Here is an 18,524-nt window from a genome sequence, read left to right as displayed (position 1 = left end):
ACGCGCGCCCGGCCCGTGGGGTGGTGGAGAGGCCCTTCCACCACCCCGGTACGGGCCGGGCGCGCGGGTTTTCAGGAGGAGACCGGGGTCTCCTCGTCGCGGTAGCCCTGGCTGACCTCGACGACGACGCCGTCCGGGTCGGTCAGCCAGACGCTGCGCCAGCCCGGGATGAAGTCGTCGAAGTGCAGCGGACCCAGGCTCACCGGCACCTGGTCGCCGATCCGGTCGAGGAAGGCGTCCAGGTCGTCGGTCTGGAAGGCCAGATGCCGCGCGGTCCCCTGGTGGGCCGGTCCGTCGCCCTCGGCCTTGGCCAGCGGCGCCTGCGTGGAGTGGAAGAGCTCCAGGTAGACGTCGCCCTTGCGCAGGAAGATGATCTCCTCCTCACCCAGCGACACGGTACGGGCGCGGGTGAAGCCGAAGAACTCGCCGTAGAAGCGCTCGGTGGTGCGCTGGTCGTGGCAGTTCAGCGCCACGTGAGACCAGACGAGAGTCATGAGTCCCCCTTGATCAGGTCCGCGGCGCGCTCGGCGATCGCGGCGATGGCGGTGTTGCAGTTGCCCGACGGCACCGACGGCATCACGCTGGCGTCGACGACCCGGAGCCCGGCGACACCGTGCACCCGCAGCTGCGGGTCGACCACGGCCAGGTCGTCGATGCCCATCCGGCACGAGCCCGCCTGGTGGTGGTAGCTGTCGGCGCGTTCGCGGACGAACCGCTCCAGCTGGCGGTCGGTCCGCACGTCGGCGCCCGGCATCAGCTCGCCCTTGAGCAGGCCCTTGAAGGCCGGCGCCGCGAAGATGTCCCGGCTGATCCTGACGGCCTGGATCAGCCGCTCGACGTCGGACCGGTCGCTGAGGTAGTTCGGGTCCACCAGCGGCTTGGCGAGCGGATCGGCGCTGGCCAGCGTCACCGAGCCGCGCGAGTTGGGCCGCACCACACCGGGCAGGATGCTCACCGCGTTGGGGTGCTGCTGGCCCACGATCACGTCGAAGGGCACGTGGACGAAGGCCAGTTGCAGGTCGGGCGCGATCAGGCCGGGCTGCGAGGTGGTGAACAGCGCCGACTCCGACAGGTTCTGCCGGCCCTGCTGCACCGGTTCCACCGTCTCGGCGATCAGGCCCACCAGGACGTGGTTGTGGAAGTTCCCGCCGACACCCGGCAGGGCCGCGGTGACGTCGATGCCCAGCGGTCGCAGCTGGTCGGGGGCGCCGATGCCGGAGAGCATCAGCAGCTTGGGCGACTCGATGGCCCCCGCGCACACCAGCACCTCGGCCCGGGCGTGGACGGTGTGCTCACCGGGCTCCCCCGGTGCCGCTCCCGCCAGCTCCCGTGCCTCGCCGACGTCGGGGAGGTCCTGCTGCCGGTAGGTCACCCCGGTGCAGCGCCCGTCCGTGATCACCAGCGACGTCGCCTGCGCACCCGTACGCACCGTCAGGTTGGGCCGGTTCAGGGCGGGTTCGAGGTAGGAGGCCAGGGCGCCCACGCGCCTGCCGTCCTTGACGTTGAGGTGGTGCCAGCCGGCGCCGATCATCTGCGGGCCGTTGAAGTCCGCGGTCCGCGGGTACCCGAGGTCGGCGCACGCCTCGATGAAGGTGGCGGACAGCGGGTTCGGGTCGTGCGCACCGGCGTTGGTGACCACCTGGGGGCCGCCCGTCCCGGTGTCGGGCCCGGTGGCGTCCTCCTGGTCCTCCATCCGCTGGAAGTACGGCAGCAGATCCCGGTACGACCAGCCGGCCGCGCCCTGGTAGGCCCAGGCGTCGAAGTCCGAGGCGTGGCCGCGCACGTGCATCATGATGTAGAGGTTGCTGGAGCCGCCGGGGATCTTGCCGCGCGGCTCGTACGTCGACCGGCCGCCCAGACCGCGCTGCGGGGTGCTCTGGTAGCCCCAGTCCACCGGGGAGCCGAGCAGGGTGAACCACAGGGGTGCGATGTCGACATTGGTCGGTATGCGGTTCCCGCCGGCCTCCAGGACCAGGACCTTCTTGTCCGGGTCCGCGCTGAGGCGGTGGGCGAGCACCGAGCCGGCTGTCCCGGCCCCCACGATGATGTAGTCGAACTCTTCCACAACCGCTCCCGTGGCCTATGAAGACGCGAAGACAGGGCGGAAGGGCACCGTGTCGTGGTAGTTGGCCATGTAGACGATGAGCCCGTCGACCACCTGGAAGTAGTTGACGACGTCCGCCTCGACGGGGGCGCCCGAGTGGGCGACCGCCGAGATGTGCGAGACGACGGCCGCGTTGTCGTCCTCGATCACGATGTGCCGCGGGACGTTCTGGAAGGAGGCGTAGAGAGCGGGGAAGCCCCGCATCATCTCGCGGAGCGTCTCGCGCCCCTCGACATGGCCCGCCAGTTGCTCGTCCATCACCTGGTCAGCGGCGAACAGGTCGGTCCAGGCGTCCCAGTCGCCCCGGTTCGCCAGTTCGTAGTAGCGCGTCACCACGTCTTTGATATCCACTGCTGCCTCCTTCTCGTGAAGCTCCGCCGGTGGTACCGGATGGGGCGGCCCGCGCGAGGCCGCTCCGGCTCCCGCGGGAGCCGGAGCAGCGCGCGGTCAGGCCGCCAGGCGCTCGTCGATCGCCTTCAGCGCGAAGACCGACCACATGAAGCGGTCCACGCTGTGCTGGTCCGCGGTGTGCACCTGGACGTCGGCGATCCGGCCGTCCCTGATGCTGTAGGTCGTCGAGGTGGGGAAGAGGTACTCCTGGCCGCTCGCCGAGGCGTGCCCCATGTGCTTCTCGACCACGGTGCCGTCGTCCAGCTCGCCGAAGTGCACGTTGTCGACGACGATGCCGGCCTTGAACAGCTCGCCGAAGAACGCCATGACCTGCGGAGCGCCCTTCATCTCACCCGAGAGCGGGTGGTGTCCGGGCATGCGCCAGGCGATGTCCGGGTGGAAGATCTCCTGCTGGATGCGGTCGAGCTGACCGGAGTTGAAGTACTCGTACATCTTGAGGACCAGATCCGTGTTCGACACTGCTGTCTCCCCTCTGGGTTCCTGCCGTCCTGGGACCGCGGCCGGACCCGGACCCGGCCACCAGGGCCGGGCCCGGCCACGGGATCACGCGAAGAACTGGTTGTACTCGGTGGTGCCGGTGCCGAAGATGGCGCCGCGGCCCTCGATGATCTTGCCCTCGCGCCAGCGCAGCACGTGGGCCACGTCGATCGACAGGGCACGGCTCGCGTCACCCGCGCGGGTGGCGGTGTTGAGGCTCAGGTCGACGCTCTGGTCGCCGCTGATGAAGACACCGGTGCGCTCCATGTTGAAGGAGTTGCCGGACAGCGCCCCGACCTCCTTCATGAAGTTCAGGAAGTCGTCCAGACCGGTCTTGGTACCCGAGATCGAGGTCTCACCGGGGACCAGCCAGGTGATGTCGGCGTCCCAGTACTCCTCGATCTTCGCCCGGTCGCCGGTCGCGAGGGCGTCGTAGGCGGCGCCCACCCGGGAGACGGTGAGCTTCTTGGCCAGCGACTCCTGCGAGATCTGCCGGCCGCCCGCGATCATCTCCTCGTTGGCGACGGAGCCGGCGATGGACCACGCGCCGGGCTTGATCTCGTCGACGATGGAGAAGATGTACGGCCGGGTGACGTCGCCGAAGATGTCGACGAGGGTGTCGGCCAGCCGGGTGGTGATCTCGGAACGCTGTTCCGCCGTGGCGAAACCCTCAAGGATGGTCGTACGGATGACAGGCATGGTTGTCGCCTTCCTCAGTAGCCAGTGGATTGCGGTGCGTTGCGCGTTGCCCTCTTCTGACCCCCGGCCGCCGGAGCGGTGAGCCGGCGGGCGGTCACTTGGCCCAGCGGTCCGGGATCGGCGCCAGGTCGTAGGCGGCCCAGAAGAAGTTGTCCGCCGCGTACTGATCGCTCAGGTAGACCTGGACCACGGCGATCCGGCCGTCGCGGATGCGGTAGTGCGTGCAGTTGAGTGCGTCCAGGCGCGCCCCGCGGGACTCGCCGTGCCCTCGGTGCACCTCGACGACCGTGTTCTCGCCCCAGGCGTCGATGCTGACCAGGTCGACCTTGATCCCGGAGGCCACCAGGCCGCCGAAGAACGCGATGACCTCGTCGGGGCCGTTCTTGACTCCGCCGACCGGGTTGCGACCCGGCAGCGTCCAGACCAGATCGGGTGCGAAGACCTCCTCCTTGAGGGCGGCGAGGTCGCCCTGGTTGAAGAGTTCGTACATTCTCTCGACGAGCGCCACATTGCGCTTTTCCTGCTCTTCGTCGCGCGGCACGGCATCTCCTCTCGGCACTGCGGGGATGGGGGACGGCGGCGGATACGGACAGGCCGCTGACCGCCATCGGCATCAGTGAAGCGGGGCCGACAGGCCCCAAGCGACGACTTGCGGTTGCCTGACGCACACTGCGGAAAGTTCGGGACGCTGCTCCCCCGCACAGCCGAGACTCGGGCGAACCCCGCGGAAAATCACCTGCCGCGGGACTGTGTCCGGACAAGGGAGTTCTCGTTATGAGCGATGAGTCTTCGCAGGCCGGAGGTACCAGGCGCAGTTGGATCAGCCTGTGCGTCGTGATGGCGGGGGCCTTCATGGCCATCCTGGACGTGGCCATCGTCAACGTCGCGATGCCGTCCGTACAGGAGGACCTGCACGCCGGCTTCGGCGCCGTCGAGCTGGTCGTCACCGCCTACACGCTGCTCTACGCGAGCTTCCTGGTGACCGGCGGGCGGCTCGGCGACCTGCTGGGGCGCAGACGGATGTTCCTCATCGGTCTGAGCGTGTTCACCGGCGCCTCCGCGCTGTGCGGCGCCGCCCCCGACGTCCATGTGCTGATCGGCGCCCGCGCCCTGCAGGGGCTCGGCGCGGCGATGCTCTACCCGCAGGTCCTGGCCATCATCCAGATCGCCTTCCCCGGCAAGGAACGCGGGCGCGCGCTGGGGGTGTTCGGCGGTGTCGTCGGCGTGGGCGCCATCGCCGGGCAGATCATCGGCGGCCTGCTGCTGGCCTGGAATCCGCTCGACCTGGGCTGGCGGCCGACCTTCCTGGTGAACGTGCCGATCGGGGTGCTGACCATCATCGCGACCTGGCTGGTGCTGCCGGCCGACACCCCGCAGGAGGACAGCTCCCACCTGGACTGGGGCGGTTCCGCGCTGTCCGCGATCACCCTGGCGATGTTCACCGTCCCGCTGCTGACCGGACGTACCGAGGGCTGGCCGGTGTGGATGCTGGTCAGCCTGGCCGCGGTCGTGCCGGCCGGCTTCTGGCTGCTGCGGCACGAGCGGCGGGTGGCCGACCGCGGCCGCACCCCGCTGATCCGCGCCGAGCTGTTCCGCAACCGGGGCTTCGCCCGCGGTGTCCCGATCGCGGCGATGTTCAGCTTCTCCTACGTCGGATTCATGATCCTGCTGGCGATCTACCTGCAGACCGGGCTGCACTTCACCCCGCTGCACGCGGCGATGGTCTACACCCCCGACGCGATCGGCTTCCTGGCCAGTTCGCTGCTCGCGGCGCGGCTGACGCCGCTGCTGGGACGGCATGTGCTGACGCTGGGCTACTCGGTGGCCGCGCTCGGGCTGCTGGCCACGGCCGCGACGGCGGCCGCGGCCGACACCGGGCTGTCCGGGTGGGAGCTGGCGCCGCCGCTGCTGGTGGCGGGGCTCGGGCAGGGCCTGGGGATGACACCGCTGATCGGCACGATCATCTCCACCCTGTCGCCCGCGCAGGCGGGGGCGGGGGCCGGCGTGGTCACCACCACCCTGCAGGTCGGCAACGCCACCGGCGTCGCGGTGCAGAGCCTGGTCTTCTTCTCGGTCCTGGGCCCCGGCGGCACCCCGCACGACTACGCATCCGCCTTCTCCCGGGTCCTCCCGCTGGCCGCCCTGGCGGTGCTGGGGGCGGCCTTCATGGTCACCCGGCTGCCGCGCAACGAGGGCGCCCGCGCCGGCAACGCCCTGCTGGGTCCGGTCTCCGGCCACACGACCGGAGTCGCGTACTCGCTCTTCCTGATGACCGGCGGCCGGGTCGGCGACCGGCAGTTCCAGGACGTCCTGGGCAAGGTCACCGAGGAGCGCCTGCACCAGGACCAGGAGGCGCCCGAGGGCCTGGGGTCCTACTGGGTCCACAACTTCCGCGTCGCGCACCAGGACGCGCCCTGGATCAGCTACCTGGCCCGCGAGGCGCTGGCGTACGGCGATCGCAGGGTTCCGCACGAGAGCGACCGCGCCGGGGTGCTCGACGCCCGGATCGCGGAGATCCGCGAGCGCCAGCGGCGCGGTTCACTGCCCGACCGGCTCGACGCCGACCTGCTGGGGCTGCTGAGTTTCGCCCTGGCCAACTACCCCCGTCTGCTTCCCCAGATCACCCGTATGACGACCGGCCTCAGTCCGCGGGACCCGCGGTTCGAGGAACGCTGGGAGGAGTTCCTGCGCCAGCTGGGAGACCTGCTGGAGCCTGCCTCCGCCCCTCACATGGGAGACCGACTGTGACAATCCACCACTCATCCTCCGACCGGCCAGGCACCCTCGCAACGGTGCCGGAGGCCGTCCTCGCCCAGACCGCGGAACGGGCCGAGGTGGTCGCCATGATCGACGGCGCCACCGGCCGCGAAGTCCCCTACGCGGAGCTGCAGATGGCCGTCGACCAGCTCGCCGTCGGCTTCGCGGAGGCAGGCGTCGCCAAGGGCGACACCGTCTGCCTGTTCACCCCCAACCACCCGGCCTACGCACCGGTGTTCTACGCGGTCAGCCGTATCGGCGCGGTGCTGGCCCCGGTCAGCGCGCAGGCCACCGTCGCGGAACTCGTCGCCCACCTGGCCCGCAACAACGTGCGCCTGCTGGTGACGTCGGAAGGGCTGCTCCCGATCGCGGCCGCGGCCGAGCGCAACCTCGGGGCGGGCCTGTCGCCGCTCAGGGAGATCTTCCTGCTCCACCCGTCCGAGAGCCGCCGGTCGCTGGTGGACCTGTTCGGCTCCACCTTCGCCGCCCCCGACGTGACCGTCGACGCGGCCACCGACACCGCGCTGATCACCCGCCGGGTGAGCCAGGGCGGCGGCGTGCAGGCCGTACGCCTCACCCACGCCGAGGTCGCGCGGGCGCTGGACGCGCTGGACGACAGCCTGCCGCTCGCGGTGGGCGAGCGGGTGCTGGCCGAGGCGCCGTGGGCCGAGACCGGCGAGAGCGAACTGCTGATGCACCACAGCATCGCCAGCGGCGCCACCACGTTCGTCCCGGACGGCTCCGACCCCGAGCCGCTGCTGGAGGCCATCGAGCAGCACGGCATCGAGACGGCGCTGCTGGCCCCCTCGACGCTGGCGGAGCTCGCCGCCGCCGCGCCGACGGCAGGGGCCGACCTGTCCTCGCTGCGCCGGGTGGTGTGCTGCGGCCCCGCGCCGGAGGACTCCACCGGGCGGACAGCGGCGCTGGGCACCGCCACCGTCAGCTACCTCGCCGCACTGGTGGCCTTACCTGAGGCGTGAGCGACGAAGGGGGCGGGTCGTCACCGACCCGCCCCCTGCACGTCCCTGAGCCGCCCCCGGGCGGCAGCCGAACCACGAAGGCCGGCCCCGCGATCCTGCGGGGCCGGCCTTCGTACGCTCAGCCCTCCGCGGCTCGCAGCAGCACGAACTCGACGGCCGCGGCCGCGCAGACCAGCAGCGCCAGTGCCGTCATCAGCACCAGGCCCGAGCAGTTGCGCAGGACGAGACCGGTCGGCACGATGGCTGCCGCGCCGGCGAAGCGTATCCACGACAGCGAGCGCGGCAGCCCCCAGCGGGACCAGACGAACGCGCCCATGTACAGGCCCGTTCCCGCGCACAGCAGCACCGCGCTGGGCGGCTCGGCCCGGCTGCGCGGGTCGGCGAGGATCAGCCGGATGCCCACCGCGACCGCGCAGATGCAGGCGAAGAGCGCGTAGTGGCCGTACGCGAGCAGCTCGCGCACCACCCGGCTGTGGTCGTGCTCGGTTCTCAGCCGGTGCGAGATGGCGCCGTGGGTGAAGTCGAAGTAGATCCACCACATGCCGGCCACCAGCAGGAAACAGCTCACCAGCGCCGCCGCGTGCCAGGTGGTGAACCGGTTGGGGATGCTCTCCGCGGAGTCCGCGAGCGCCATGCCGAGCGCCAGGATGACGACCAGCCCGAAGCGCTCGGGCAGGTGCGCGACGTCCACCTTGATGTGGCTGAGGCGCTTGCGCAGCAGCCAGGTCGTGGACAGCTCCACGGTCATCAGCGCCGTCCACGCGATCCGCTGGTGCGGTGTGGACATCAGCGAGGTGGCCACCAGCATCGGTGCGGTGAACAGCGCGGAGATGGAGAACGGGTTGAGGCGCATGGCGCCGAAGCCGTCGATCGCCCACCACAGCAGCAGCAGCCGCAGCAGCAGGTACAGCACGGCGAACAGCAGGCCGTCGCCGTCCAGCGCCATGGGCACGGCGATCGTCATCATCGAGGTGATCAGGATCATCCCGAACAGCCGCAGCCGGCGCTTGGGATGGTCGAGGTCGGTGAGGTTGGACAGGATGCCGGCGCCGACCCAGGACCACCAGAAGGGTGTGAAGACCACCCAGGCGTCCAGCAGTCCGAACCATGTGACGTCGTCGGCGAGTTCGTGGGTCACCTTGGTGATCGCGAAGACCAGCACCAGGTCGTAGAACAGCTCGACCCAGCTGACCCGCTTTCCCACGACGGGCACCGAGGCGTGCAGCGCCCGGAGCCGGTGGTTCGGGTGGGGTCTTCGCGCCAGCCGTTCGTTCGTTCCGCCTGACATGTCGTCCCTCCTGAATGCCCGGTGCGTCGGGCTGTCCGACCGAGCCGGCGCGCGCGGCGCTCAGCCGGCTTTGAGGCTTTCCGGATAGAGGAAGTAGTTGGCGGCCGACGCTGCCTGCGAGCCCTCGTGGACCGCGGCGCTCACCTGGTGCGAGTGCAGCGACGTGACGTCGCCTGCCGCGTAGACCCCGGGGACGCTGGTCTTCTGCTCCACGTCGACGGCGATGTATCCGGTGGAGGCCAGCGCCACGTCGAGCTGTACGGCGAGCCTGGTCTCGGGGGTGGCGCCCTGGATGCTGAACAGCGAGTCCAGCTCGATCCGCCGCCCGCCGCGGGTGGTCACCGCGTGCAGCTGCCCGTCCTCCCCCTCGGCGTGCAGCAACTGGTCGTGCAGCAGCGGGATGCGCGCCACCGCCAGGCGCTCGCGGTAGAGCGGGCTGAACTCCTCGTGGTGGCTGTTGGTCAGCAACTGCACCCGGGGGCTGAGGCTGCGCATCTGCAGCGCCTCGCCGGCCGCGGCGTCGGTGTGGCCGACCACCAGGATGCGCTTGCCGCGGTTCTCGTAGCCGTCGCAGGCGATGCACCAGAACATCGACCTGCCGACGTAGGGCTCCCAGCCCTCGAAGTGCGGGAAGTGGTCCAGGGTGCCGGTGGCGATGACCACGGTCCTGGCCCGCCAGGCGTCGCCCTGGCCGTGCACCGTGAAGCCCGTGTCGGCGTCGCCCTCCAGGTGGGTCACGGTGTGGTGGACGACGGAGGCCTCGGGGTAGTCGGCGAGCTGCTTCAGGCCGACGGCCCTGAGGTCGACCGTGGCGATACCGCCGGGGAAGCCCAGGTAGTTGCGGTTGACCTGGTGGTGGGTCGAGCGGCCGCGTCCGGTGTCGAACAGCAGCACCCGGCGGTTGTAGCGGGCCAGGCAGATCGCCGCGGACAGGCCCGCGGGGCCGCCGCCGATCACGGCCGCGTCTGCTTCGTGGGGTTTCGTCATGGCCGCCGCCAGCTCCTGCCGTCCCGTGCGAGCATCTCGTCCGCCTCGGCCGGCCCCCAGGAGCCGGCCGGATACTGAGCGGGGTTGCCGTGGCTGTCCCAGAAGCGCTCGACCGGGTCGAGGATCCGCCAGGACTGCTCGACCTCCTGATGCTTCGGGAAGAGGTTCGCGTCGCCGAGCAGCACGTCGAGGATCAGCCGCTCGTACGCCTCGGGGCTGGCCTCGGCGAAGGAGTCGCGGTAGTCGAAGTCCATGGTGACGTCGCGGACTTCGAGCGAGTTCCCCGGCACCTTGGAGCCGAACCGCACGGTGACGCCCTCGTCCGGCTGCACCCGCACGACCAGGGCGTTCTGCCCCAGTTCGCTGGTCGCCCCGGATTCGAACGGCAGGAAGGGCGCGGGCTTGAAGACCACCGCGATCTCGGTGACCCGGCGCCCGAGGCGCTTGCCGGTGCGCAGGTAGAACGGCACCCCGGCCCAGCGGCGGTTGTTGATCTCCAGCTTGACCGCCGCGTAGGTGTCGGTCCTGGAGGCGGGGTCGATGCCGTCCTCCTCCAGGTAGCCGGGCACCTCCTCGCCGCGCTGCCAGGCGTGGGCGTACTGCCCGCGTACCGTGTGCCTAGCGAGGTCATCGGGGAGTCGCACGGCCGAGAGCACCTTGAGCTTCTCGGCGCTGAGCGCCTCGGGGCGGAAGGAGTCGGGCTCCTCCATCGCGGTCAGCGCCAGCAGTTGCAGCAGGTGGTTCTGGATCACGTCGCGGGCCGCGCCGATGCCGTCGTAGTAGCCGGCCCGGCCGCCGATGCCGATGTCCTCGGCCATCGTGATCTGCACGTGGTCGACGTACGAGCGGTTCCAGAGCGGTTCGAACATGGTGTTGGCGAAGCGCAGCGCCAGGATGTTCTGGACCGTCTCCTTGCCCAGGTAGTGGTCGATCCTGAAGACCTCGCCCGGCGGGAAGACGTCGTGCACGATCCGGTTGAGGTCCTGCGCGCTGGCCAGGTCGTGGCCGAACGGCTTCTCGATGACCGCCCGCCGCCACGATCCGGGCGGCGGGTCGGCCAGCGAGTGCGCCTGCAGCTGCCGCAGCACCTGCGGGAAGGACCGGGGCGGCACCGACAGGTAGAAGGCGAAGTCGCCGCCCGTGCCCTGCTTCCTGCCGAGTGCCTCGATCGTCTTGCGGAGCTGCGCGAAGGCGTCGTCGTCGTCGAAGTCGCCCTGCACGAAACGGCAGTTCTCGGCGAGCCGCTGCCACACCTCGTCGCGCACCGGGGTGCGTGCGTGCTCCTTGACGGCGTCGTGGACGACCTGCGCGAAGTCCTCGTCCTTCCAGTCGCGGCGGCCGAAGCCGACCAGTGCGAAGTCGGCGGGGAGCAGGCCCCGGTTGGCCAGGTCGTAGACGGCCGGCAGCAGTTTCTTGCGGGACAGGTCACCGGTGACACCGAAGATGACCAGGCCGGACGACCCCGCGACTTCTCGCTCGCGGCGGTCGGCGGTGGCGCCCGACGGGTCGGTCGAGGACCCGTCGCGCGGTGCCGTGGGGTGGAGAGCGTCGGTCATGGGATTCCCTTCCGTGCAACGCGGTTGCCGGGGTCGTCCGGGCGCGGTCAGGTCAGGCGGTGGTGCGGGAGGGCGCTGGTCAGCGGCAGGTGTGGGTGTTGTCGAGCAGGAAGGCGTCGGTGGCGACCAGCGCCGCCGTCACCTCGGGCAGCGAGTTTCCGACGATCACGAAGTCGACGTCCAGGCCGGCCTTCGCCCGCTGGAAGAGCAGCTCGTTGATGGCCGGCTGGCAGATGTCGGTGACCTTGCACAGGTCGAACTCGACCCGGCGCGGGGCCGAGTTGAGCGCCGTCGCCAGGCTCCTGCGGAACTTGTCGAGGTTCTCGTCGTCGATGACGCCCTCGACCCGGACGCTGAGGGTGGTGTCCTCGTTGCTGGTGGAGATCCGCAGCGGCATTGCCGCGGGCTCCAGTTCGACCCGCACCCGCAGCGCCTGGTCGCTGTCGGGCAGCGTGACCGTCAGCTCCTTGGCGTCGAAGTCCTCGTGCGGCACGTCGTCGATCCACACCCGCGCGATCTCCACCGAGCCCGCGGGCAGCAGGTCGGGGGCGACCCGCAGGACGCGGTCGGCGAAGGCGCCCGGCTGCGGCTTGAAGTGCAGCGTCAGCGGCGAGGAGTTGACCAGCAGCGTGGTGTACGTCGCTGCCAGGTAGCACAGTTCGAGCGAGTGGTAGCCCGCCATCGCGTGGCTGCCCTTGAGCCGCTCGGTGCCGACCAGGTACGGGATGCCGTTGGCGAGCACGTTGAAGTAGACGGCGCCGTCGTCGTGGTCCAGGAAGAAGGCGTTGTAGAAGGCCGCGGACTCCCGCGCCAGCCGTCGGTGCTCGGGGTCGCGGGTGACGCCGGCGAGGATCAGGTAGGCGAGGATGCCCTGCTCCTGCTGCCACCACGCCTTGCGGTCGTGCCAGACCAGGCGGTGGCCGCCGGTCTCGGGGTCGGGCCGCCGCTCGACGACGTCGTACCAGCCGCCGCGGTTCTGGTCGCCGCCGACCGCCGGCATGATCTCCGCGATCCGGGAGGCGAGCCGGGCGTACTCGGGCTTGTTGACCAGGCTGTTGATCCGCGTGAGGTTCCAGGCGATCTTCAGGTTGTGGCCCACCACGGCCCGGTCCTGCTGCCAGCCCCAGGTCCGGTCGGGAGCCCAGTCCTCGTGGAAGCGCTCCTGCACGAAGGGGCTGTTGGGCTCGTCGGGGAAGTGCGCCGTGATCGAGTCGGCCGTCTCCTCCAGCAGTTCGGCGAAGTCCTGGCGGCCGGTGGCCAGATAGGCGTTGATCAGGTACGCCGGGGCGTGGTCGCCGACCGAGTTCCAGTTCTTCCGCGACCTGTTGCGGCCGAGCGAGTCCGACCGCGGGTCGAAGGTGATCGGGTCCAGGTGGGAGAAGAAGCCGCCCAGCCGGTCGTCGCGGTAGTAGCGCTGGAAGAGCGCGACGCTGCGGTCGATGTCCGACAGGATGCGCGGGTCGCCGGTGATGCGGTAGGTCTGGGTCGGGCCGGCCAGCGCGTAGATCTGCTCGTACATCGGGATCGCGTCGAAGTCGTCGCCGAACTCCGAGGCGTAGACCTTGCGCTGCCCCGAGGGGGTGATGTCGATGCCGTGGTACCAGTACACGATGCCCTCGCGCTGGTCGTCGACCCGCATGTGCTCGCGCAGGTACTCGGTGCCGGACTCGGCGGCCTCAAGGAAGCGCTCCTGCCCGGTGAGCATGTACGCGGTCGCCAGGCCGTAGACCAGCCGGGAGATGGTGTCGGTCTCCTGGCGCACGTCCTGCCCGGCCGCCTCGTCGACGTGGGTGCCGTGCAGGGTCAGCTTGGTGCGGAAGTTGCGCCAGTCGTAGGTGCCGTCGGGGAAGTGGCCGCGCAGGTAGAAGTCGGCGATCTCGCCGGCCTGCTGCACCCACCAGTCGGGGTGCTCGAAGACGTACCGCCCGCGGCTCTCCTCGGGGAAGATCAGCGAGCGGGCCTCGATCCGCTCACCGCCCTCCCACTGGTAGTGGATGCCGTAGACGAAGACGTAGCGCCCCTCCGTCAGCATGTCGCGGCTCTGCCCGCTGGTGTCGCGTGGCGGGTCGCCGAGGTTGCGCACGACCTGGGAGCTGAGCGAGTCCCCCAGGTGCACGGTGAAGAGCCTGCCGTCCGAGGTCCGCAGGCCGAACCGCTCGTTGGCGGGCTCGTACCGGGTGATGTATCCGGCGATGGTGTCGGAGTAGGTCCGCCGGGAGTCGCGGTCGTTCATCGAGGGGTGACCTCCTGTTCGGGCAGCGCGATCAGCACGACGACGCTGCGGCCTTGCGCGTGGTAGGTGTACTCGGGAACCAACGGCTCGCTGCCAGGCGGCGCGTACTCCTGACCGCCGGCGCCGGCGGTGTCCACCGCCCGCGCCCACCGGTGGTCGGGCACCTCGGGCAGCTCGAAGTCCAGTGCCTGGTCGTACATGTTGAGGATCACGTGCAGGTCCCGCGCGTCCCCGAAACCCGCGAGGGTGTAGGAGAGGACACGCGCCTCGCTGTCGTCCCACCCGGGGCGTTCCAAGGCCACTCCGTGCCAGGTCACGTCGGGAAGGCCGCGCTCGTTGCGGCGCTCGGAGAAGAACTGCGGGTTGCGCAGCGCCGGGTGCGCCTTGCGGAACTCGATCATCGCCTTGAAGAAGCCGTGGATCTCGGTCTCCTCGGCGGCCTGCTCCCAGTCCAGCCACGAGACCGGGCTGTCCTGGCAGTAGGCGTTGTTGTTGCCGAACTGGGTGTTGCGGAACTCGTCGCCGGCCAGCACCATCGGCACCCCGCGGCTGAGCAGCAGCAGCGCGGTGAGGTTCTTGATCTGCCGGACCCGCAGCGCCTCGACGACCGGATCGTCGCTGGGTCCCTCGACGCCGCAGTTCCAGCTGTGGTTCTCCGCGGCGCCGTCGGTGTTGGCCTCGCCGTTGGCCTCGTTGTGCCGGTGGTTGTAGCTCACCAGGTCGTTCAGCGAGAAGCCGTCATGGCAGGTGATGAAGTTGATGCTGTTGGTGGCCAGTTCGCCGGTGCGGTGGAACAGGTCGTGCGATCCGCCGATCCGGGTGGCGACCGTGCCGACCAGGCCGCGGTCGCCGCGCACGAAGCGCCGCATCTCGTCCCTGAAGGGTCCGTTCCACTGCGACCAGCGCCGGCCGGGGAAGCGGCCGACCTGGTAGAGGCCGCCGCCGTCCCACGGCTCGGCGATGATCTTCGTCTCGGCCAGGATGCTGGACAGCTCGATCCCCCACAGCACCGGCGGCACGTCCATCTCGTAGCCCTCGGCGCCCCGGGACAGCTCCGAGGCCAGGTCGAAGCGGAAGCCGTCGACGTGGTGCTCGGTGACCCAGTACTCCAGGCACTCGATGATGAACTTGGCCACCGCGGGGTGGTTGGCGTTGACGGCGTTGCCGCAGCCGGTGAAGTCCATGTACTGCCGCCGGTCGCCCGGCCACAGGTGGTAGAAGACCTCGTTGGCCTGGCCGCGGAAGCTGATCGTCGGACCGTGCTCGTTGCCCTCGCTGGTGTGGTTGAAGACCACGTCGAGGATGACCTCGATCCCCGCCTTGTGCAGGGCCTTGACCATGTCCCTGAACTCGGTGATGTGCGTGAAGTTGTGCGGGTCCGAGCAGTAGCCGGTGTGCGGCGCGAAGAAGCCGAACGGGTCGTAGCCCCAGTAGTTGCGCAGCGGCAGCCCGTCGGGGCCGATCCGCAGCACCTGGCGCTCGTCGAAGTCGAACACCGGCAGCAGCTCCACCGCGGTGATCCCCAGGTCCTTGAGGTACGGGATCTTCTCCACGACGCCGGAGAAGGTTCCCGGGGACGCCACCTTCGAGGTCGGCGAGGCCGTGAGGCCGCCCACGTGCATCTCGTAGATGATCGTGTCCGCCTGCGGGGTGCGCAGCGGCTGGTCGCCCTCCCAGTCGTACGCCGCGGTGTCCACCACCATGCTGCGCATCGAGTGGGCGCAGTTGTCCTCGGGCCCGAGGGCCGAGGTCCGCTCCCACAGCGAGTTGATGTTGGCGCGCGCGTACGGGTCGAGCAGCACCTTGCGCGGGTTGAACCGCGTCCCCACCTCCCGGGCGTCGTTCGGGCCGTCCACCCGGTAGGCGTAGACCTGGCCCGGGCGGGCACCTGTCACATGGCAGTGCCAGAAGTGGAAACTGCGGTGGTGTTCGGCGTCCATCGTGATCACCCGGCTGGGCTGGGCCGCGTCGTGGCTGTCGAACAGCAGCAGGTCCACGCGGGTGGCCAGCTCGGAGAAGAGCGAGAAGTTCACGCCCTCCTCGGTCACGGTGGCGCCCAGCGGCTGGGGATGGCCGGGCGTCACTGCCCCGTCTGCGCCTACGGCGGCCGTTGCGTTGAAGTCGCTCGTCGTCATGTGGTTGTCATCTCTCTGGGCCGACACGGATGGAGCAGGCAGAGGGAAGGAGCGGCAAGGCGCGGGAAGGGAGGTCCCGGAAGGGTCAGGCGACGGCCACCCGGTCGGGGTCGAGAGCCCCGAAGGTCTGCTCCCAGGTGGCGGGGGACGGGTAGGGGCTGTCGAACGCCTCGAAGGTGGTGCCGGGTGCGGTCCTGCAGCGCAGCGCCTGGACGCAGACCTCCGCCAGGTTCGCCCGTGTCAGGCTGCCCGCGGCCCGGTCGCCCTGCCGCAGCTGGACGCCGGGCGCCCCCGCGGTCTCGTCGGTCAGCCAGCCGGGGCGCACCACCGTGTACGGCAGGCCCGAGCGGCGCAGCACCTCCTCGCCGGCCAGCCGCCACGACAGCAGGCCGCCGAAGAGGTCCAGCGGGTGCCCGCGGTGGGTGACCTGGATCTGGCTCACCAGCACGACCCGCGGCTGCCGGCCGGCCGCGGCCAGCACGTTGAGCAGACCGTCGTGCATGGTCGCGCGGGGGCTGTCGGGACCCTTGTCGTCGGTGCCGGGTTCCACGCAGTAGACGACCGCGTCGACGTCGGAGAGGACCGACGCCAGCGTCGCGGGGTCGCGCACGTCCGCCCGGTGGAAGGTGGCGCCCTGCGCCACCGGGCGCACCGGCCCGGCGCGGCGGCCGACGGCCCGGACCACGTGGTGCTGCTCCACCAGGCGCTGGACCACTAATCGGCCGGTGCGACCGGTGCCGCCGATGACCGCGACGATGTTCGTCACGTGTTCCTCCTCAGTAACCGTGTGGGGCGTCGTACGAGTCATGGGTGGTGTCGTACGCGCCGGGGTCGGCGTCCTGCCCGCGGGTGTCCACATGTCAGGAGACCCAGCGCAGAACGTCGTTGGAACTGGTCAGTTCGGTGCCGTACGGCACGTGGTCGAGCGGCGGGACGGCCAGCCGCGGGTAGACGCGGACGCCTTCCAGCCGGCTGCCGGGTGACAGCCGGGCACCGTCGCCGACCGCCGTGTAGCGGTTCAGCCGGGTGGGCAGGCCTGCCTCGGACTGGACCTCGGCCATCGGCCCGATGTAGGAGTCGGTGGCCCACGCGCAGGGGCCGATCATGGCCGCGTCGCCGCAGAAGGTGCGCTCCAGACGGGCACCCTCGCGCAGGTCGGCGCCGTCGCCGATGTCGCAGTAGGCCAGCCGCACGCCCTCGCCGATCGTGACGTGCCGTCCGATCCGCACACCCTCGCCGATGTGCACGCTGCCCTCGGCGATCTTCTGCGCGAGGGTGGTGCCGGTCAGGTCGTCGGTGGTGCGCAGGCTGGTCTCGTGTATCCAGTACCGCGGCCGCTGGCTGGTGGGCTCGCCGAGCATGTTGCTGATCTGCGGGTAACGGCCGGCCAGCACGTCAGTGAGGGTGTCCAGGTAGTCCTGGACGTTGCCCAGGTCGCCGAGCGCCCGGATCGAGTGGAAGGTCACCGGCGCACCGTGCTTGACCAGCCAGGGCAGTAAGTCGCCGCCCCAGTCCAGCCGTTGGTAGGCCAGCCGGAGCAGCGGGGGGCGCCGCGCCACCGCGCGGAGCCGCCCGCAGTCGACGAGGTACATTCCGGCGTTGGTCGGCAGCCCAGGACCGGCGGTTCGCAGGGAATCGGGAAAGATCTCCCGCATGCGCGCCAGGTCGGGCTTTTCCTCGAAACTGGTGACCCATCCGTCAGGTCCCGTGACCATCACGCCGTACTTTCCGGCGATCTCCTCCGGTTCGCGTTCGACGGCGGCCACCGTGACCAGTGCGCGCCGTTCCTCGTGAACGGAGAGCATCTCCGGCAGGGAGAAATCGAAGAGCGAGTCGACGGGCAGCACCAGGGCATTGCCCTGCAGATCCCACTGCTCGACGTTGTGCAGTGTCGCGGCACCGGAGCCCACGTTGTAGCGGTCGAACCTGGGCCGCGAGTACCGCACTTCGACCCCGTGCCGCTCCCCGTGGCCCAGGACCGCCTTGATCTGGCTGCGGTTCTCCAGCCCCTGGGCGACCACGAAGAAGCGGCGGATGCCCTGCTCCCTGCACGCGTCCACGACCCACTCGATCAGGCGCCGGCCCGCCAGCGGGATCAGCGCCTTGCTGCGGATGTGGTCTGCGGACTCCAAGGTGATCGGTTTGGCCCGTTCGCCCCGCCCGCCGGCAAGGATGATGCCGACGGTCTCCTTCACATCCCGCACCATGACGCCCCCTTCGTCGCTGCGTTGTCGAATGCGATGTAACGTGCTCTGTCAATTCCTGTCAACCACGGTCCTGGGGGCCTGACCGGGGCAGCACGCCGGCCGCCCGACCCCAAAGGGGCGCGGGCCTGCGATGTTGCGCGGGCCGCGGGCGCGGCCCCGGCAGTCAGTTCGCCGGCGGTACCCCTGCAAGTAGCGGCCCCTCAGCACCCCCGCGACCGGGGGCTCCCGCGGCGACTCCGCAGGCCGGCCCGGCCGCGGACAGGGCGGCGGAGCGCGTGCGTACGGCCGGGCAGCTCCGCGTCCGAATTCCGCCAGCACGACCGAGGCCAATCAGCGCCTTTTCGGCATTCCTCACCATCACGCACACAAACACAAATATCAACATCAGGTCGGTGCATACCGCACCACCGCGGCCTCAATTGCCAATTGTTGCCCGCTGGCGCGACAAAAGGGATGGCTACTTGGGATTCTGCAAACTTGTCAGGTACGCACCCCGCGTGATGGCTGGCCTGCGCAGCGTCCTCAAGTGGCGTTCAACCTCGCCTCATACGTCCCACACGATGAAAGTTTTCACACAGCCGAAAGCGGAACGTGCAATTCCAGGGAACACTGCGAAGCCCATAATTGGTACCTTCGTCGAAGCGGTCGACATCGGGACCCGAACACTATGAACTGACGGACGCAACGGGG

At 70.1% G+C, this 18,524-nt stretch carries 15 protein-coding genes; 2 read left to right on the top strand and 13 right to left on the bottom strand.

The genetic code is table 11. From position 1 onward, the window contains the following. Positions 1 to 71: 71 nt before the first annotated feature. From NFU81_RS18420 to NFU81_RS18395, 6 genes are all read right to left on the bottom strand, one after another. Positions 72 to 494, bottom strand: coding sequence for a VOC family protein (locus NFU81_RS18420; protein ID WP_251491228.1), 423 nt, complete (start codon positions 492 to 494; stop codon positions 72 to 74). Beyond that, positions 491 to 2,065 carry a GMC family oxidoreductase gene (locus NFU81_RS18415; protein WP_251491226.1) on the bottom strand — a complete coding sequence of 525 codons (1,575 nt, stop codon included), beginning with the start codon at positions 2,063 to 2,065 and terminating at the stop codon, positions 491 to 493. The genes NFU81_RS18420 and NFU81_RS18415 overlap by 4 nt, the downstream gene beginning before the upstream one ends. Before the next feature lie 15 nt (positions 2,066 to 2,080). Continuing rightward, positions 2,081 to 2,455 (bottom strand): nuclear transport factor 2 family protein, encoded by a 375-nt coding sequence (locus tag NFU81_RS18410; RefSeq protein WP_251491225.1) that lies wholly within the window; start codon positions 2,453 to 2,455, stop codon positions 2,081 to 2,083. 96 nt (positions 2,456 to 2,551) lie between these two features. Beyond that, positions 2,552 to 2,974, bottom strand: coding sequence for a nuclear transport factor 2 family protein (locus NFU81_RS18405; RefSeq protein WP_251491223.1), 423 nt, complete (start codon positions 2,972 to 2,974; stop codon positions 2,552 to 2,554). 84 nt (positions 2,975 to 3,058) lie between these two features. Next, complete coding sequence (locus NFU81_RS18400; protein WP_251491221.1) at positions 3,059 to 3,691, bottom strand: nuclear transport factor 2 family protein; 633 nt, start codon at positions 3,689 to 3,691, stop codon at positions 3,059 to 3,061. Positions 3,692 to 3,785: 94 nt separating this feature from the next. Continuing rightward, positions 3,786 to 4,232 carry a nuclear transport factor 2 family protein gene (locus tag NFU81_RS18395; protein WP_251491219.1) on the bottom strand — a complete coding sequence of 149 codons (447 nt, stop codon included), beginning with the start codon at positions 4,230 to 4,232 and terminating at the stop codon, positions 3,786 to 3,788. A 233-nt stretch (positions 4,233 to 4,465) separates the two neighbouring features. Here NFU81_RS18395 and NFU81_RS18390 point away from each other — a divergent pair, with 233 nt between their 5' ends. Further along, on the top strand, positions 4,466 to 6,439 hold the full coding sequence (locus tag NFU81_RS18390) for an MFS transporter (RefSeq protein WP_251491217.1): 1,974 nt from the start codon (positions 4,466 to 4,468) through the stop codon (positions 6,437 to 6,439). Between the two features lie 44 nt (positions 6,440 to 6,483). Beyond that, positions 6,484 to 7,428 (top strand): AMP-binding protein, encoded by a 945-nt coding sequence (locus NFU81_RS18385; RefSeq protein WP_251491215.1) that lies wholly within the window; start codon positions 6,484 to 6,486, stop codon positions 7,426 to 7,428. A gap of 118 nt (positions 7,429 to 7,546) precedes the next feature. Here the strand turns inward: NFU81_RS18385 and NFU81_RS18380 are convergent, their stop codons facing one another. The 7 genes from NFU81_RS18380 to NFU81_RS18350 all read right to left on the bottom strand — a co-directional run bounded on the left by NFU81_RS18380 (position 7,547) and on the right by NFU81_RS18350 (position 17,834). Next, complete coding sequence (locus NFU81_RS18380) at positions 7,547 to 8,716, bottom strand: low temperature requirement protein A (protein WP_251491213.1); 1,170 nt, start codon at positions 8,714 to 8,716, stop codon at positions 7,547 to 7,549. 60 nt (positions 8,717 to 8,776) lie between these two features. After that, entirely contained in the window at positions 8,777 to 9,703 is a 927-nt protein-coding gene (locus NFU81_RS18375) for an NAD(P)/FAD-dependent oxidoreductase (RefSeq protein WP_251491211.1), read from the bottom strand. Beyond that, positions 9,700 to 11,259, bottom strand: a complete 1,560-nt coding sequence (gene zwf / locus NFU81_RS18370; RefSeq protein ID WP_251491209.1) for a glucose-6-phosphate dehydrogenase — start codon at positions 11,257 to 11,259, stop codon at positions 9,700 to 9,702. The genes NFU81_RS18375 and zwf overlap by 4 nt, the downstream gene beginning before the upstream one ends. Before the next feature lie 79 nt (positions 11,260 to 11,338). Further along, positions 11,339 to 13,492, bottom strand: coding sequence for an AGE family epimerase/isomerase (locus NFU81_RS18365; protein WP_251491207.1), 2,154 nt, complete (start codon positions 13,490 to 13,492; stop codon positions 11,339 to 11,341). Continuing rightward, positions 13,489 to 15,627, bottom strand: a complete 2,139-nt coding sequence (gene glgX / locus NFU81_RS18360) for a glycogen debranching protein GlgX (RefSeq protein WP_251491205.1) — start codon at positions 15,625 to 15,627, stop codon at positions 13,489 to 13,491. The genes NFU81_RS18365 and glgX overlap by 4 nt, the downstream gene beginning before the upstream one ends. An 85-nt stretch (positions 15,628 to 15,712) precedes the next feature. Further along, positions 15,713 to 16,393, bottom strand: coding sequence for an SDR family oxidoreductase (locus tag NFU81_RS18355; protein ID WP_251491202.1), 681 nt, complete (start codon positions 16,391 to 16,393; stop codon positions 15,713 to 15,715). 94 nt (positions 16,394 to 16,487) lie between these two features. Further along, positions 16,488 to 17,834, bottom strand: coding sequence for a sugar phosphate nucleotidyltransferase (locus tag NFU81_RS18350; RefSeq protein WP_251491199.1), 1,347 nt, complete (start codon positions 17,832 to 17,834; stop codon positions 16,488 to 16,490). Positions 17,835 to 18,524 lie beyond the last annotated feature (690 nt).

Source organism: Actinacidiphila cocklensis (assembly GCF_907177275.1).
Classification (GTDB): Bacteria; Actinomycetota; Actinomycetes; order Streptomycetales; family Streptomycetaceae; genus Actinacidiphila; species Actinacidiphila cocklensis.
This window is presented reverse-complemented; position numbering and strand designations above follow the sequence as displayed.

What these genes read in the sequence shown, in the direction of transcription:
- NFU81_RS18420 (WP_251491228.1), bottom strand. Translation starts at nt 494, where the DNA reads ATGACTCTCGTCTGGTCTCACGTGGCGCTGAACTGCCACGACCAGCGC.
- NFU81_RS18400 (WP_251491221.1), bottom strand. Translation starts at nt 3,691, where the DNA reads ATGCCTGTCATCCGTACGACCATCCTTGAGGGTTTCGCCACGGCGGAA.
- NFU81_RS18390 (WP_251491217.1), top strand. Translation starts at nt 4,466, where the DNA reads ATGAGCGATGAGTCTTCGCAGGCCGGAGGTACCAGGCGCAGTTGGATC.
- NFU81_RS18380 (WP_251491213.1), bottom strand. Translation starts at nt 8,716, where the DNA reads ATGTCAGGCGGAACGAACGAACGGCTGGCGCGAAGACCCCACCCGAAC.
- NFU81_RS18375 (WP_251491211.1), bottom strand. Translation starts at nt 9,703, where the DNA reads ATGACGAAACCCCACGAAGCAGACGCGGCCGTGATCGGCGGCGGCCCC.
- zwf (WP_251491209.1), bottom strand. Translation starts at nt 11,259, where the DNA reads ATGACCGACGCTCTCCACCCCACGGCACCGCGCGACGGGTCCTCGACC.
- NFU81_RS18365 (WP_251491207.1), bottom strand. Translation starts at nt 13,492, where the DNA reads ATGAACGACCGCGACTCCCGGCGGACCTACTCCGACACCATCGCCGGA.
- glgX (WP_251491205.1), bottom strand. Translation starts at nt 15,627, where the DNA reads ATGACGACGAGCGACTTCAACGCAACGGCCGCCGTAGGCGCAGACGGG.
- NFU81_RS18350 (WP_251491199.1), bottom strand. Translation starts at nt 17,834, where the DNA reads ATGGTGCGGGATGTGAAGGAGACCGTCGGCATCATCCTTGCCGGCGGG.